Source organism: Haloarcula halophila, assembly GCF_029278565.1.
In the GTDB taxonomy this organism is placed as follows: Archaea; Halobacteriota; Halobacteria; order Halobacteriales; family Haloarculaceae; genus Haloarcula; species Haloarcula halophila.
In genome coordinates this window covers 2463904-2478816 of record NZ_CP119559.1, presented here as the reverse complement: position 1 = coordinate 2478816, position 14913 = coordinate 2463904, and the positions used below count along the sequence as shown (strand labels likewise).

Annotated in this window: 13 protein-coding genes; 6 read left to right on the top strand and 7 right to left on the bottom strand. The window is 66.5% G+C overall.

Annotated elements, in window-relative coordinates; genetic code table 11:
* Positions 1–53: 53 nt before the first annotated feature.
* The gene (locus P0204_RS13035; RefSeq protein WP_276179886.1) at positions 54–464 is read left to right on the top strand and encodes an EamA family transporter; all 411 of its coding nucleotides are present in this window, start codon (positions 54–56) and stop codon (positions 462–464) included.
* Positions 465–596: 132 nt separating this feature from the next.
* The gene (locus P0204_RS13030) at positions 597–977 is read left to right on the top strand and encodes a Rid family detoxifying hydrolase (protein WP_276179883.1); all 381 of its coding nucleotides are present in this window, start codon (positions 597–599) and stop codon (positions 975–977) included.
* A 75-nt stretch (positions 978–1052) separates the two neighbouring features.
* Here the strand turns inward: P0204_RS13030 and P0204_RS13025 are convergent, their stop codons facing one another.
* Positions 1053–2780 carry a formate--tetrahydrofolate ligase gene (locus P0204_RS13025; protein WP_276179881.1) on the bottom strand — a complete coding sequence of 576 codons (1728 nt, stop codon included), beginning with the start codon at positions 2778–2780 and terminating at the stop codon, positions 1053–1055.
* Between the two features lie 142 nt (positions 2781–2922).
* Entirely contained in the window at positions 2923–4110 is a 1188-nt protein-coding gene (locus P0204_RS13020) for an alanyl-tRNA editing protein (RefSeq protein ID WP_276179879.1), read from the bottom strand.
* A gap of 96 nt (positions 4111–4206) precedes the next feature.
* Between P0204_RS13020 and folP the strand changes: the two genes are divergently transcribed.
* Together folP and P0204_RS13010 are read left to right on the top strand one after the other, a co-directional pair.
* Positions 4207–6627, top strand: coding sequence for a dihydropteroate synthase (gene folP, locus P0204_RS13015; protein ID WP_276179877.1), 2421 nt, complete (start codon positions 4207–4209; stop codon positions 6625–6627).
* A 25-nt stretch (positions 6628–6652) separates the two neighbouring features.
* On the top strand, positions 6653–6877 hold the full coding sequence (locus P0204_RS13010) for a hypothetical protein (protein WP_276179875.1): 225 nt from the start codon (positions 6653–6655) through the stop codon (positions 6875–6877).
* A gap of 9 nt (positions 6878–6886) precedes the next feature.
* Here the strand turns inward: P0204_RS13010 and P0204_RS13005 are convergent, their stop codons facing one another.
* A complete protein-coding gene (locus tag P0204_RS13005; RefSeq protein ID WP_276179873.1) occupies positions 6887–7306 on the bottom strand; it encodes a hypothetical protein in 420 nt (139 codons plus the stop codon).
* 110 nt (positions 7307–7416) lie between these two features.
* On the opposite strand from P0204_RS13005, the gene P0204_RS13000 reads away from it, so the two are divergent.
* Positions 7417–8022: a hypothetical protein gene (locus P0204_RS13000; protein ID WP_276179871.1), complete on the top strand. Its 606-nt coding sequence runs from the start codon at positions 7417–7419 to the stop codon at positions 8020–8022.
* Between the two features lie 57 nt (positions 8023–8079).
* Here P0204_RS13000 and P0204_RS12995 read toward each other — a convergent pair whose 3' ends face one another.
* Entirely contained in the window at positions 8080–9834 is a 1755-nt protein-coding gene (locus P0204_RS12995; RefSeq protein WP_276179869.1) for a BCCT family transporter, read from the bottom strand.
* Positions 9835–10238: 404 nt separating this feature from the next.
* Between P0204_RS12995 and P0204_RS12990 the strand changes: the two genes are divergently transcribed.
* The gene (locus P0204_RS12990; protein ID WP_276179867.1) at positions 10239–10400 is read left to right on the top strand and encodes a hypothetical protein; all 162 of its coding nucleotides are present in this window, start codon (positions 10239–10241) and stop codon (positions 10398–10400) included.
* Positions 10401–10461: 61 nt separating this feature from the next.
* On the opposite strand, the gene P0204_RS12985 is transcribed toward P0204_RS12990, so the two are convergent.
* The 3 genes from P0204_RS12985 to P0204_RS12975 form a co-directional block, all read right to left on the bottom strand.
* Positions 10462–10905, bottom strand: coding sequence for a universal stress protein (locus tag P0204_RS12985; protein WP_276179865.1), 444 nt, complete (start codon positions 10903–10905; stop codon positions 10462–10464).
* A gap of 61 nt (positions 10906–10966) precedes the next feature.
* Entirely contained in the window at positions 10967–12217 is a 1251-nt protein-coding gene (gene ilvA, locus P0204_RS12980; protein WP_276179863.1) for a threonine ammonia-lyase, read from the bottom strand.
* Positions 12218–12220: 3 nt separating this feature from the next.
* The gene (locus P0204_RS12975; RefSeq protein WP_276179861.1) at positions 12221–14773 is read right to left on the bottom strand and encodes a GcvT family protein; all 2553 of its coding nucleotides are present in this window, start codon (positions 14771–14773) and stop codon (positions 12221–12223) included.
* Positions 14774–14913: the final 140 nt, after the last annotated feature.

Here is a 14913-nt window from a genome sequence, read left to right as displayed (position 1 = left end):
ATCGGGACGGAGCAGGTCGAACAATCAGTCCCCCGCTGGACGGGTGAGCATCGGTGAACTCGGGGATCCTCTTCGGTCTGGGGACGATGATCGCGTGGGGGTTCTGGATCACCTTCGGCGACGTGGCCTCGAACGCCATCGACCCGAAGACGGCGGCGTTCATCTCCTACGCCACCGCCGCGGTGGTCACCGGGGTCTACGTCCTCGTCTCGGACGCCTCGTTGGCGGTGACGAACCGCGGGGTAGCGTTCGCCGCCGTCGCGGGTGTCGCGGCCGCGATCGGCGTCGTCTCGACGTTCGTCGGCGTCAGCGTCGGGTCGGTCACCGTCGTCTCGACCATCGGCGGGATGTACTTCGTCGCCGCGGCACTCATCGCCACGGTCGCGTTCGGCGAACCGCTCTCGGCGGAGAAACTGGCGGCCATCGGGCTCGCCATCGCCGCGATCGTCGTCGTCAACCAGTGACCGCCGGGGGAGGCACGGCCTCTCCTGTGAGAGTACCGGCCGCCTCGCACAACTGGTCGGACTTCCGAGTGGATGTGTGCTGGCCCGCCGACGCGACCGGGATTTATGTCAGCCGGCGAGGTAGCCGTTCCCGTGAAACGAACCATCAGTACCGACGACGCACCGGCAGCGGTCGGCGCCTACAGTCAGGCGACGACGAACGGTGACCTGCTCATCACGGCCGGACAGCTCCCACTGACGACCGACGGCGAACTGCTCGACGACGAGTCCGTCGCCGAACAGACCAGACAGTGTCTGCGCAACGTCGAGGCGATCCTGGCGGCCGAGGACTGCTCGCTCGACGACGTACTCAAGACGACCGTCTTCCTCGACGACATCGACGACTTCGACGCGTTCAACGAGGCCTACGGCGAGTTCTTCGAGGACGAGCCACCCGCCCGGAGCGCCGTCGGCGCCGGCGCGGTGCCGAAAGGTGCTGCCGTCGAGATCGAGGCCATCGCGACGACGGAGTAGCGGACCGGAAAAAATCACACTTCTATCGCTGTTATCGAACTCGACCCCGAGGATAGCGGTTCGCGGGGAGTCCGCTCAGAACAGCCCGGAGATGTTGCCGTCCTCGTCGATGTCCATGTCCGCGGCGGCGGGCCGCTGGGGGAGGCCCGGCATCGTCAGCGCGTCGGCAGTCAGTGCGACGATGAAGCCGGCACCGGCCGATGGGTACACCTCGCTGATCTCCAGTTCCCACCCCTCCGGCGCGCCCTTCTTGCTGGCGTCGTCGCTGAACGAGTGGAACGTCTTCGACATGCAGACGGGGACGTCACCGAAGCCCAGTTCCTCCATGCGCTCGATGTCGTCGAGCGCGCTGCCGGTGAACTTCACGCCGTCGGCGCCGTAGATCTCGGTGGCGACGGTCTCGATCTTCTCCTCGATGGGAGCCTCCTCGTCGTAGAGGTAGCGGAACTCGTCCTCGTCGCTCTCGTCGACGGCGTCGATGACGTGCTCGCCGAGGTCGACACCGCCCTCGCTGCCCTTCTCGAAGACCTCCGACTCGGCCGCTCTGACGCCGAGGTCCTCCTGGCAGTGGTCCAGCACCGCCTGGACTTCCTCCTCGGTGTCGTCGGGGAAGCGATTGAGGGCGACGACGACCGGCACGCCGAACTTCTGGAGGTTCGAGACGTGGCGATCGAGGTTCTCGAAGCCGCGTTCGAGCGCGTCGATGCCGGACTCGTCGATCTCGTCGAAGTCGACCGGCCACTGGTCGAGCCCGTGGTACTGCAGTGCACGGACCGAGGAGACCAGCACGACTGCGTTGGGCGTCATATCGCCCAGCCGGCAGACGATGTTCATGAACTTCTCGGCACCCAGGTCGGAGCCGAAGCCGGCCTCGGTGACGAGGTAGTCGCCCATGCCGAAGGCGGCCTTGTCCGCGATGAGCGAGTTCGTCCCGTGGGCGATGTTGGCGAAGGGACCGCCGTGGACGAACGCGGGCGTTCCCTCGATCGTCTGGACGACGTTGGGCTTGATGGCGTCCCGAAGGAGCATCGTCGCCGGCCCGGTCGCCTCGATGTCGTCGACCGTGATGGGCTCGCCGTCCTCGCCGTAGGCGACGATGATGCGGGAGACCCGTTCCTTGAGGTCGCCGAGGTCCTCGGCCAGACAGAGCGCGGCCATCAGTTCCGAGGCCGCGGTCAGTTTGAACCCGTCCTCGCGGGGGGTCCCACCGGTCTCGCCACCCAGGCCGACGACGGTCTGGCGGAGCGCGCGGTCGTTCATGTCGAGCGCACGCTGCCAGGCCACGTCGTTGATGTTGATGTCGAGGTCGTTACCCTGGGAGAGGCGGGCGTCGAGCATCGCCGCGATGAGGTTGTGTGCCGCCGTCAGTGCGTGGAGGTCGCCGGTGAAGTGGAGGTTGATGTCCTCCATCGGCAGTACCTGCGAGCGGCCGCCGCCGGCCGCACCGCCCTTTACCCCGAACACCGGCCCCAGCGAGGGTTCGCGGATGGCGATCATCGCCTCCTCGCCGAGGTGGTTGAGCGTCTGCCCGAGGCCGACCGTCGTCACCGTCTTGCCCTCGCCTTTCGGCGTCGGCGTCATCCCGGTCACGAGGACGAGGTTCTGCTCGCGGTCCTCGGCCTGGTCCCGCAGGCGCTCGATGGCGTGGTGTTTGACCTTGGCTGTGTACTCCCCGAAGTACTGGAGGTCGTCGAGGCCGAGCCCCCAGGGCTCGACGAGTTCCCAGATCGGTTCCATGTCTGTCGACTGTGCGATATCGTAGTCGGTCGGGATCGGCTCCTGTGACTCGTCCTCTGATGACATCTCGTCATTGGGTTCCCTGTACCGGCGTATGAAAGTTCGTATAGCTGATAGAAGCCGGATACGATGTGTTCTCTTCGGCGTCGGACGACACCGATACTCCCATCCCGTCGGTTCGCTGTCGTGACGAGTTTCCCGAACCGACTCAGTCGGTGAGGTAGTCGACGACCGCCTCGGGCTCCGCCGAGAGACCGCCGCCCTGTGCGAGCGTCGGCTGACCGCCACCCCCACCGCCGAACTCGTCGGTGATCTCGCCGATCACGTCGTTGGCGTCCGTCTCGCCGTCGGTGCCGACGACCACGAACGTCGCGCCGTCGGTGCCGGTCAGGACGACGACATCGGCCGCCCCGTCGCGTGTTCTGAGGTGATCGGCGACGGCGTTGGAGTCGACGCCCTCGACGGTGCCGACGAGCCACTCCCGCCCGTCGCGCGTGTGCGTCTCGCTCGCGAGCGCCGACAGCCGTGCGTCCAGCAGGTCCCCGCGGAGCCGGGCACACTCTTCCTGGAGCGCCTTCTTCTCGTCGAGCAGCCCCTCGGCCCGCTCGCCGAGTCCCTCGACGCTCGTGTCCAGTGCGTCCGCCCCGCGGCGCGCGCTGCGTGTCTCCGCGACCTGCCGTTCGATCGCCGCCGGGCCGACGGCGTACTCGACCCGGACCAGGTCCGCGCCGGGGTTGGAGACGTCGAGAACCTTGATGGGACCGACCTCGACGGTCGAGGCCACGTGTGTCCCCCCACAGGCCGAGATATCCCAGTCCGCTATCTCGACGATCCGGACGCTCTCGGTCGGCGTCGTATCACCGAGGTTGAAGACGATGTCCTCGTGGTCGCGGGCCGCCTCGACGCCCATCTCGTACCAGTCGACGGCGCGGTCCTCCCAGACCACCTCGTTGACCATCTCCTGGACGGTCAGCGGGTCGACCCTCTCGGCGCTTGCCGCCGTCTCGAAGTCGAGCCGGACCGTCTCCTCGCCGATGTCGAAGCCGCCGTAGCCGTGCCCGTCGAACAGCCGCCGACCGGCACCGTAGACGATGTGGCTGGCGGTGTGTGCCCGCATACTGTAGGTCCGGAAAGACTCGTCGATGGCCCCCGTGACGGTGTCGCCGGCCGCGAAGTCGGGGGCCGACGCGAGGGTATGGACTGTCTCGCCGTCCAGAGACTGGACGTCGGCGACGTCGACGCCGTCGAGGGTTCCCCGGTCGGCGGGTTGGCCGCCGCCCTCGGCGTAGAAGTAGGTGTGTTCGAGCGTGACCGTGCGACCGTCGACCGAGTCGACCGTCGCCTCGAAGGACGTGACGTACGGCTCCCCCGAGGCGCGCGATGCATCGGCAGGCATACACGATATGTTACGGGACGCGGGCTTAAATCGCGCGTTCCGGTCCGAATCCCCGACGGCGATAGGTTAATCAGGCCACCGCCGACGATATGTGCTATGGAGTACCACGAAGCGGCCGACTACCTGCAGTCGCTACAGCGTCGGCGGCCGAAACTCGGGACCGAGACGACGGCGCGGATGCTCGCGCACCTCGGCGACCCACAGCGTGGCCCCGACTTCGTGCAGGTCGCCGGTTCCAACGGCAAAGGCAGCACCGCGTGCATGCTCGAGAGCGTCCTCCGGCACGCGGGCCTCGACGTCGGGCTGTTCACGTCTCCGAGTCTCACCGATTTTCGCGAGCAGATCACCGTCAACGGCCGACCGATCCCGAAATCGAGCGTCGTCGACCTCGTCGAACGAATCGATCCGTGCATCGAGCGATTAGACGCCGACGACGACCTGCCGACCCACTTCGAAGTGTTGACCGCGCTGGCGATCGCCCACTTCGGGGACGAGGACGTCGACGTCGCGGTCCTGGAGGTCGGCATCGGCGGACGCTACGACGCGACCAGCGCCGTCGATCCGGTTGCCAGCGCCGTCACGTCGGTCAGTCTCGAACACACGGACCTGCTGGGCGACACCGTCGCCGAGATCGCCCGCGACAAGGCCCAGGTCGCCCCGGAGTCGAACCCGCTGGTCACGGGGGCCGAGGGCGAGGCGCTGGACGCGATCCGTTCCGTCGCCGACACCGTGACCGTCGGTGCGACCGACGCCGACGTCGTGGCCGTCGAGACGGGGATGCGCTGTGCCGTCGAGAACAACGTCTCGATCACCGGCCCCGACTGGTCCACGGAGACCAACCTCAAACTGTTGGGTCAGCATCAGGCGAGCAACGCGGGGGTGGCCGCGACGCTCGCCCGGCAGGTCGCCGACGTCGACCCCGAGACCGTCGCAGGGGGCCTCCGAAGCGCGACCTGGCCCGGGCGGTTCGAGATCCGGTCGACCGAGCCGATGATCGTCCTCGACGGCTCACACAACCCCGGCGCGATGGCGACCGTGGAGCACCTGCTGGCCCGCTACGACTACGCGGACCTACACGTCGTCTTCGGCGCGATGGCCGACAAGGATCACGACCGGATGGTCGCGGCGCTCCCGCGGGTCGACACCGCCTACGTGAGCCGGCCGGACGTCGACCGTGCGGAATCCATCGAGACGCTCGCGGACGTCTTCGACGGCCAGGCCGACACGGTCCGCCGGATCGACTCCGTCCCGGAGGCCACCGAGCGCGCGATCGCGGCGGCCGGTCCCGACGACTTCGTGCTCGTGACCGGATCGCTGTACGCCGTCGCGGAGGCCCGCGAGCGCTGGACCCGCCTCGTTGTCCCCAAAGAGCGACACGTCCAGTCCGACGACGCCGTCCTCCCCCGTGCGGCGTTCGAGGACGGGGCAGCCGCCGAGATCTCCCAGCGACACCTGGCGACCCACCTCCGGACCACGCAGGCCGACCGGGTCACCGAGGGGCTCCAGTCGCTGGGCGGCGAGAGCGTCAGTACCGACGCCGGACAGCCCGAACACGTCGTCTCGACCGCGCTGTCGGGGACCGTCTCACAGCTCCAGGCGTTCGCAGATGGGGCTCCGAGCGAGGGACACGGCCTCGCCAGCGTCGGGCGGAAGCTCTCTCAGGCGCTCGACGGCCCCCCCGACGACTGGCCGGTCGACGGCTCGGAAACGGCCGTGATGGGCATCCTGAACGTCACACCGGACAGTTTCCACGACGGCGGCGAGTACGACACCGAGCGGGCCGCCGTCGAACGCGCCCGGGAGATGGTCGCAAACGGCGCGGACATCGTCGACGTGGGCGGCGAGAGTACCCGACCCGGGGCGGACCCGGTCCCCGTCGAGGAGGAGATCGCTCGCGTCGTCCCCGTCGTCGAGGCGCTCGCGGACCTGGACGCCCCCATTTCGGTCGACACGCGCAAGGCCGCCGTCGCCGACGCGGCGCTGTCGGCGGGCGCGGACATCGTCAACGACGTCTCCGGGCTCGACGACCCGGAGATGCGCTTCGTCGTCGCCGACCACGACGCCGGCCTGGTCCTGATGCACAGCCTCGCCGCTCCGGTCGACCCCGACCGCTCGGCCGACTACGACGACGTCGTCGAGTCGGTCCTCCGGGAGTTGACCGAGCGGGTCCTGCTCGCCGAGCAGGCCGGTATCGACCGCGAGCGTATCCTCGTCGACCCCGGCTGTGGGTTCGGCAAGGACGCCGCCGAGTCGTTCGAACTGCTGGACCGTCTGCGGGAGTTCCGGGCGCTGGGCTGTCCCGTCATGATCGGCCACTCCCGCAAGTCGATGTTCGCGGACGTCAAGGGAGCGACCGACGACCGCCTCGTCCCGACGCTGACGGCGACGGCGCTGGCAGCCGAACGCGGAGCGGACGTGGTCCGCGTCCACGACGTCGCGGCAAACGCCGCGGTGCTTGACACCGTCTCAGCGACCGCCGGGTCGGGCGGGCCCGCCGACAGCCGCCGAAAACACTGATACCGGTCCAGCACCGACAGCCAGTATGCTGCTCCAGATGCAGGTCGGCTCGGGGATCCTCGAATCGGTCAGTCAGGTGGCAGCCGCCGCTGGCGCCTTCGTCCTCCTGTTGATGCTGGTCGCTCTCGGGAGCTTCGCGTACAAGAGCCTCAGTGGCGACGGGATCCGCTGGCCCGACGAGACGGAGGAGACCGAGCAGGAGGACGGCGTCAGCCGCGGGGGCGACGACGACGAGTGGGAGTTCTACTGAGCGCGCCGACTAGTCGTAGGAGTGTTCGAACTCCCAGTGGTACCGACAGCTCGTGCAGGTCGCCCACTCGGGGATGTCGAAGCTGCCGGGGTGGCGCTGGCCGTGTTCCATGCGCCCGCGACAGACCGGACACGTGAGGTGCAACAGCTCCAGGTCGCCGAACGCCTCGGGATCGAACTCCCCGACACAGCGGGGACAGTCGAGATCGTCCCGGGCGTTGTGCTGGAAGATCTCGGCGTCACACTGGGGACAGCGAACGGTCGCCGGCGGCCGACTCGCCCAGCCGATGTCCCCGTCGTACGTGGTCGTCGCCGTGTCCACGCTCGACAGTCGGAACTTGTTCGGCCCGTCGCCGGTACGGAGCGGCGCGGCGACCCGTTCCGCGATCCAGCGGAGTTTCGAGAAGAGCGTGCGGAGTCGGCCAGTCACGGACAGTTTCAGGCGTTCCATCTGTATAAGCCCTGGGTGCGCTTGTCGGACGCGGACACTCACGGGGCGTAGGCGACAGGTTTTCCCGCCGCCTCTCGGAACGTGGTGCCATGGCAGTCGGGACCGCTGTTCGAGTCGTCGTGACGGCGTCGGGGGGCAACGGTGCAGTCGGGACGTTCGTCCCGGGACAGATGGACCCGAGTATCCTCACCGACGCGTCCGGACTCCTCCAGGGGGTGGTGTCGTTCCTGCTCGTCCTCGCGGCCGGGTGGCTCGTCCTCGTTCGCTCCCCCGGACGGGTCGACGAGGCAGTCGACACACTGTACGACGAACCGGTCCGTGCCGTCCTCTACGGAGCGATGTCGTACGCCGTCGTCCTGCTGTTGGGTCTCTACGGCGTCAACCAGGTCGTCCGGATCGGGATCGGCGGTGGGCGTCTGGTGCAGGCCGGTATCATCGGTATCGGGATCGCGATCCTGGTGCTCAGCGGCTTTGGCTTCCTCGTCCTCGGGACCCTGCTGACCGACATCCAGCGCGAACGCCGCCCGCAGTACGGCCTCCTCGTCGGGGCTACACTCAGTGCGGTCAGCTGGATACTGTTGCCGCTCCCGTGGAGCGCGGTAGTCTGGTTCGGGCTCGCGGCGTTCGGCATCGGCGGTTCGGCACGGGTGTGGCTCCACACCGACCGGACCGTCGAAACCGAACGTCAGCGTTGAGGGGACAGCCGCGGCTGTCGGGCAAAGGAGAGAGCGGGAAAACGAGACGACCGCCGTTCAGTCGCCGCTCGGCGTCTCGTCTCTGTCCGAAACGTCCGTTACCGTCGCGTCGCCGGCCGTCGTGATGTCGACGTCGCTCTCTTCGGTGAGGTCCTGTATCGTCTCGGCGAACTCCTCGGATTCGAGGATCTGGTACTCGTTGCTGAGCCCCAGATACACCGTGTAACACATCAGACACAGGATGACCGCGAACGGCAGTCCGGTCGTGATAGCGGCCGTCTGCAGCGCCGTCAGGCCGCCACCGATGAGCAGGATCGAGGCGACCAGCCCCTCGACCAGTGCCCAGAAGATCCGCTGGACCCTCGGCACGTCGTGTTTCCCGCCGGAGGTCAGGTGGTCGATGACCAGCGACCCGGAGTCAGAGGACGTGACGAAGAAGGTGATGACCAGCAGCGTCGCGAGCAGGCCCGAAACGGCTCCCAGCGGGAACTGTTCGAGCATGGCGAACATCGCGACGGTCTGGCCGAGTTCGTTGTAGGTCGCGAGCGCCGCACCGTTGCCCTGCAAGGAGTTGAACAGCGCGCTCCCGCCGAACACCGACAGCCACAGCGTCGAGAACAGCGCGGGCAGGAACAGCACGCCTAGGACGAACTCACGGACCGAACGGCCCTTCGAGATGCGCGCGATGAACATCCCGACGAACGGCGACCACGCGATCCACCAGCCCCAGTAGAACACCGTCCAGGCCGTCACCGTCCCGTTCTCGGCCGGTCCGAGCGTGCCAGTGAAGAAGCCCAGCGCGAGGATGTTCCCGAAGTACGCGCCCAGCCCCTCGACCCAGGACCCCAGGATGTACACCGTGGGTCCGACGATGAGGAGGAAGCCGAGCAGCGCGAACATCAGGTAGAGGTTGATGGTGCTGAGTCGCTTGACGCCGCCGTCGAGGCCGGCCGCGACCGACATCGTGGCGATCAGGGTGATCCCGGCGATGAGGGCGACCTGTGGCCAGGTCCCCGTCGGAATGCTGACGAGGCCGAGCATGTCACCGCCCACGTACGAGAGGCCGGTGTTGACCTGTGCGACGCCCAGACCGAGCGACGTCGACAGGCCGAACAGCGTCGCGAACACCGTCACGAGATCGATGATGTGTCCGGGCCAGCCGTAGATCCGCTCGCCGAGCAGGGGCCAGAAGATCGACCGGAACGTCAGCGGCAACCCGCGGTTGAACGAGAAGAACGCCAGCCCGAGGCCGACGAGTCCGTACACCGCCCACGGGTGAAAGCCCCAGTGGAAGAACGTCTGTGCCATCGCCGCGGAGGCCGCCGCGCCGGTTCCCGCCTCCGCGCCGAAGAAGCTCGGAACGTTCTGGAAGTAGTACAGCGGCTCGGAGACGCTGAAGAACATGAGGCCGATCCCCATCCCGGCACTGAACAGCATCGCCATCCACGAGAAGTCGCTGAACTCCTTCTCGGCTTCGACGCCACCGATCTTGATCTTCCCGTACTTGCTGAACGCGAAGAACAGCAATACGGCGATGAAGACGTTCACCGCCAGCAAGTAGAACCAGCCGAACGTGTCCCCGATGAAGTTGAACAGCCAGGTGTACGCCGACGAGGCGGTATCCCCGAGCAGGACAGTCACCGCGATGAACAACGCGATGATCACCAGAGCAACCGGGAAGACGATCGGGTGGATGTCGAACCCGAGCGCCTGGATGTTCGTGTCACCGGGTTCGCGGTCCGATTCCGGATGGAACAGCTCTACCTGAAGTCCATCCGACATCTCCCCAGCAGTATCGTCACTTTCTGACATGCGTTACCCCCATCTTCCGTAGCCGTTGTAATCGTCTGTGTCGTGTCATTGTCGTTGTTCGCAGTTCGGTCACGTCACGGTGCTGAGCCGGATCAACGACGAGTGTCGGTGCCATACTGACTCGCACCGCAGTTCGGTTCGTTCGTCTCGCTGTTCCGCGCGACGAGTATCCATGCACCCGTCAGACGGGTTGTCGCACTTGTACCAACCGCGTGTTACACAACCTCATGCGCATTCGCTGTTGAACTCTAATAAAACTTTATTCAAAACCCGTAGAATAGGGGTCGGGCCGCGGTTCTGATCGAAACCCGCCCCAATAGTAACAATTTTATTATATTTTGTGTTTCCGATCCGGGAGCGAACGGGTCGCCCGTCTTTATGCTCGTACCCGTTCAAGTGACTGCATGGGGAACACGATAGCGACCGGGGCAGCCCTCGTGGCGGCACTCCTGATGGGACTCGGAATAGTAGGGATGGTCGTCGGGAACCTCCGTCTCGGCGGCTTCAGTTTTCTCAGTGCGAGTCTCGTCATCTACCTCCGGGAGACGCGCCTGCTCGACGATTGACCGCGAAGCCACCGTAAGGCAGGCTGTCAGTGGCCCCGTGTCCTGCCGGAACGGCGTCGTTTCAGATTTCGTCCGCTTCCATCCGCTGGCTGATGACCGGAACGGTCGCCGAGCGAACCACCTTGTCGGTCGTCCCCCCGATCAGGTTGCCGAGTTTCCCCCGGTAGGCCGACCCGAGGACGATAGCGTCCATCCCCTCCTCCTCGGCGAACTCGACGATCTCCTCGCTCGCCTTCCCGGTCCGGATCGCGCGCTCGAAGGTCACGCCGTGTTCCTCGGCGATGTCGCCCAACTCCGACAGGGCCTGTTCGCCGTACTCGCGGTACTCCTCGCGCATCTCCTCCTCGTCGTCTCTCAGTGACAGTGCGCGCGGCGTCCCCGGGAGGCCGATCACGTAGAGCCCGTGGACTGTCGCACCGAGCACTGCTGCGAGTTCGATACCGTGTTTGGCCCCCTTCTGTGCCTCGTCACTCCCGTCGTACGGAACAAGTATGTGTTCGTACATATCTGACGACTCGTGTTGATTTCCATAACAGCGGTCATATAACTTTCCCCGGGCCAGTGCCTCACCGACTGGCCTGGGCGACGTTGTCGACAGGGTACCCCGCACCGCGGATGGCCTTGATGATGCTACCCGCGTGCTCGGCCCCGCTCGTCTCGACGTTGAACACGAGGTAGGCCTCACCGATCTCCAGGTCCTCGACGGAGCGTTCGTGGCGCACGTCGTGGATGTTCGCTCCTTGTCTGGCGATGATGCCGGAGATCTCCTCCATGACCCCCGGCTGGTCGTCGATACGGACCCGCAACTGGAGGAGCTGCTGGCGCTCCGTCAGTGCGTGGATGAGAACTTCTCGCATCTGTGTCATGTCGAGGTTCCCGCCACAGAGCAGCGGCATCACCGTCTCACCGCTGACGTCCAGGTCGTCGCTCAGGATGGCGGCGACGGATGCGGCCGCGGCCCCCTCGACGACCTGTTTGGCCCGCTCCATCAACAACAGGATGGCGCTGGCGATCTCGGTGTCGGTAACCGTGACCACCTCGTCGACGTTCGCCTTGATGATGCGAAGCGTCGTCTCGGAGATGCCGCCCGTGGCGATGCCGTCAGCGATGGTGTCGACCTCGTCCAGCGTCACCGGCATCCCCTTATCGAGGCTCTCGTGGACGGTCGAAGCGCCCGTCGCCTGGACGCCGACGACGCGGGTCTCCGGCGAGAGGTGTTTGATCGCCGTCGAGACGCCGCTGATGAGGCCGCCCCCGCCGATGGGGACGACGACGGTGTCGGTGTCGGGGTTGTCGTGGTACATCTCGGAGCCAAGCGTCCCCTGCCCGGCGATGATGTCGGTGTCGTCGTAGGCGTGGACGAACTCGGCGTCGGTCTCCTCGACGGCCGACTGGGCGCGGGTCATCGCCTCCTGGAAGTCCTTCCCGACGAGTTCTACCGTCGCACCGTAGTGGCGGGTGGCGTCGACTTTCGCCTGTGGCGCGGTCGTCGGCATGAAGATCGTCGACTCCGCGTCACACTTGGTCGCGGCGAGGGCGACTCCCTGGGCGTGGTTGCCCGCGCTCGCGGCGACGAACTCGTCGACGCCGCGGGCGACGGCCTGGGAGATCTTGTTGTACGCCCCTCTGGTCTTGAACGACCCTGTCCACTGGAGGTGTTCCATCTTGAGGTACACCTCGCCGCCGACGAGGTCGTCGAGCGACGAACTCCGCTCGACCGGCGTCTCCTTGACGACAGTGTCATCGTCCAGCCGCTCGCGGGCACGCTCGATGTCGGCGTACGTGACGGGGAGTTCCGCCGAGTCGATGTCTGACATGGCTTACCGGATGATCTTCTCCCGGCCCGGATCGAACAGGGGTTCGTCGCGAACGGTAGCGTCGTAGGTCTCGCCCTCGCAGTGGACCTGCACCGTGGTGCCGGCCTCGGCGTACTCGCTCGGGACGTACGTGTAGGCGATGGACTCGCCGAGGGTGTAGCCGTAGTCCCCCGCCTGGACGTACCCGAGCGTCTCGCCGTCTTTCGTGACCGGCCGCCCGCTCAACATGATGTCCGTCGAGTCGTCGAGCGTCAGCGGCGTGATGCGGTTGTCGATGCCGTCCTCGCGTGCCGCCTGGAGCGCCTCCTTCCCGACGAAGTCGGTGTCCATGTCGACGGCGAAGGGTAGGCCCGCCTCGAACGGGTTGGCGTCCGTGTCGATGTCGGTGCCCCACAGCCGGTACCCCTTCTCCAGCCGCATCGAACTGAGCGCGCCCCCGCCCATCGGCCGCACGCCCAGATCCTGGCCGGCCTCCCAGAGCGTCTCCCAGAGGCGCTGGCCGTACTCGGTCGGTGCCCACAGCTCCCAGCCGAGTTCGCCGACGTAGGAGACCCGCAACGCGACGACCGGCACCTCGCCGACGTAGATCTGCTTGGCCCGGAAGTACGGGAAGCCGCTGTTTGTCACGTCGGCGTCGGTACAGCGCTGGAGGAGCAGCCGGGCGTTCGGTCCCCACAGGCCGATGGTCGAGCGCGCGCCCTCTTCGACGTGGACACCCACCGTCTCCGGGGCGTGCTCTTCGAGCCACCCGCCGTGGATGCCCGGCGAGCTCCCGCCTCCGGTAGTGACCAAGTACTCCTCGTCGTCCAAGCGGACGACCGTCACGTCCGCGAGGATGCCCCCACCCTCGTTCAACAACAGCGAGTAGCGGACCTGTCCGATGTCGATGTCGATGTCGTTGCTACAGACCGACTGGAGGAACTCGCCGCTGCCCTCGCCCTCGACCACAATGGAGCTGAACGTGGTCATGTCGAACATCGACACCTTCTCGCGGGTGTGGAGGTGTTCGGCCGCCTCGATGGGCGAGCGGTTGATCGCCTGCCAGCCGTCCTGTTCGGGGATCTGGTCTTCGTAGCGGTCGACGAGGTCCGCGTTGGACTCGTAGTACTGGGGGGTCTCCCAGCCGCCGCTCTGGTAGAACTCCGCACCCAGGTCCTCCTGTTGGCTGTAGAACGGACTTCGCCGCAGCCCACGGTGGTCGTCGGGTTGCCACCGGGGCTCGACGATGCTGTAGACCTGTTCGTACCGTTTTGCCCCCCGGTCGACGAAGTACTCTTTCTCGCCCGCGTGGGGTTCGAACCGCCGGACGTGGATGCCGCCGGTGTCGACCGGCCCGGACGGGAGCCGCGGGACGCCGTTCTCCATCCACTCGGCGAGGATCTTGCCGTAGCCCCCCGAGTGCGTCCACCAGATCGCCAGCCCGCTCCAGAGCCCGTCGACGGCGGCGGTCGGGCCGACGGCGGGCATCCCGTCGGGCGTGAACACGAAGATGCCGTTCTCGGTGGCTTCGTATTCGACGTCCTGCGTTGCCGGCAGGAGTTCGTCGAAGGCCTGCTTGGCGGACTTGTCCCGGCCACGGTGGGTCGGCTTCTCCCAGTGCTCCTTCGTGAATCCCCTGACAGAGGCCTGGTGTTCGTCGGTGTTTTTCCCCATCGCCTCGGGGTCGACCGAGAGCGTCTCGTGGTTGTACGACCCCATCCCCAGGGCGTCGCCGTGGTTCCGGAAGTACAGCGAGTGGTCCTGGTCGCGCCCGACTGGCTGGGTCGGTCCCTCGCTCATGTACTCCGCGATGGAGCGGTCGCCGGGCACGTCCAGCCCGGTGGTGTTGTCGCCGACCGAACTCTCCTCGTCGGCCAGTTCGTCCAGCGGTTCGGTGACGACGTACTGGTGTTCGACGGGCGCGATCGGGAGGTCGAGGCCGGCCAACTGCCCGGTCTGGTACCCCCAGTTGTTCGTCGCCATCACACAGCGGTCACACTCGATGCGGCCGCGGTCGGTCACGACGGCCTGGACGGCGCCGTCCTCGACCTCGATGTCTTCGACCTCGGTGTTCCCGACGAAGTCGGCCGCCGACTCCTCCATGTACCACTGGAGGGCCCCGATCCCGTCGACGCGCCCGTCGGTCGGGGAGTAGTACCCGCCCAGGATCTCGTCCTCATCGACCATCGGGAGGTGGTCGGTCACCTCTTCGGGGTCGAGCAGTTGTGGCTCCGGCAGTCCGTACGAGGTCGCCCACTCCTTCCGGCGGCGCAGGAAGTCCATCCGGTCCTCGCTACGGGCGAGTTCGATCCCGCCGACCTCGTCGTAGACACCCGCCTCAGAGAGCAATCGGCTGGTGTAGTGGGCCGCCTTCGTCTGTATCTTCGACGGCGACGTTTGAAACATGATACCTGGCGCATGAACGGACGAACCGCCGGTGACCGGGAGCGGTCCCTGATCGACGACGGTGACGTCCGCCGCGCCGAGTTCCGACAGGTGGTAGGCGACGCTACAGCCGACAGCCCCGGCACCGATAATAACGGTATCCGCCCGTGATGGGGGAGTCTCTGTGCTCATATATCTCGTTTGAGACTGCTTCTGACACAAGTATAAAAACACCGATGGCGGGGATATCGAAATCGGGAATTTGGGATATAGAGGGATTCTATGGCCCACAGATACCAGAATAGGATTTCGGGCCGAGACAGTTTGCAACA

Bases quoted from the DNA above. Each gene is read 5' to 3' on its own strand.
- P0204_RS12995 (WP_276179869.1), bottom strand. From the start codon at position 9,834: ATGTCAGAAAGTGACGATACTGCTGGGGAGATGTCGGATGGACTTCAG.
- ilvA (WP_276179863.1), bottom strand. From the start codon at position 12,217: ATGTCAGACATCGACTCGGCGGAACTCCCCGTCACGTACGCCGACATC.
- folP (WP_276179877.1), top strand. From the start codon at position 4,207: ATGGAGTACCACGAAGCGGCCGACTACCTGCAGTCGCTACAGCGTCGG.
- P0204_RS13020 (WP_276179879.1), bottom strand. From the start codon at position 4,110: ATGCCTGCCGATGCATCGCGCGCCTCGGGGGAGCCGTACGTCACGTCC.
- P0204_RS13010 (WP_276179875.1), top strand. From the start codon at position 6,653: ATGCTGCTCCAGATGCAGGTCGGCTCGGGGATCCTCGAATCGGTCAGT.
- P0204_RS12975 (WP_276179861.1), bottom strand. From the start codon at position 14,773: ATGAGCACAGAGACTCCCCCATCACGGGCGGATACCGTTATTATCGGT.
- P0204_RS13000 (WP_276179871.1), top strand. From the start codon at position 7,417: ATGGCAGTCGGGACCGCTGTTCGAGTCGTCGTGACGGCGTCGGGGGGC.
- P0204_RS12985 (WP_276179865.1), bottom strand. From the start codon at position 10,905: ATGTACGAACACATACTTGTTCCGTACGACGGGAGTGACGAGGCACAG.
- P0204_RS13025 (WP_276179881.1), bottom strand. From the start codon at position 2,780: ATGTCATCAGAGGACGAGTCACAGGAGCCGATCCCGACCGACTACGAT.
- P0204_RS12990 (WP_276179867.1), top strand. From the start codon at position 10,239: ATGGGGAACACGATAGCGACCGGGGCAGCCCTCGTGGCGGCACTCCTG.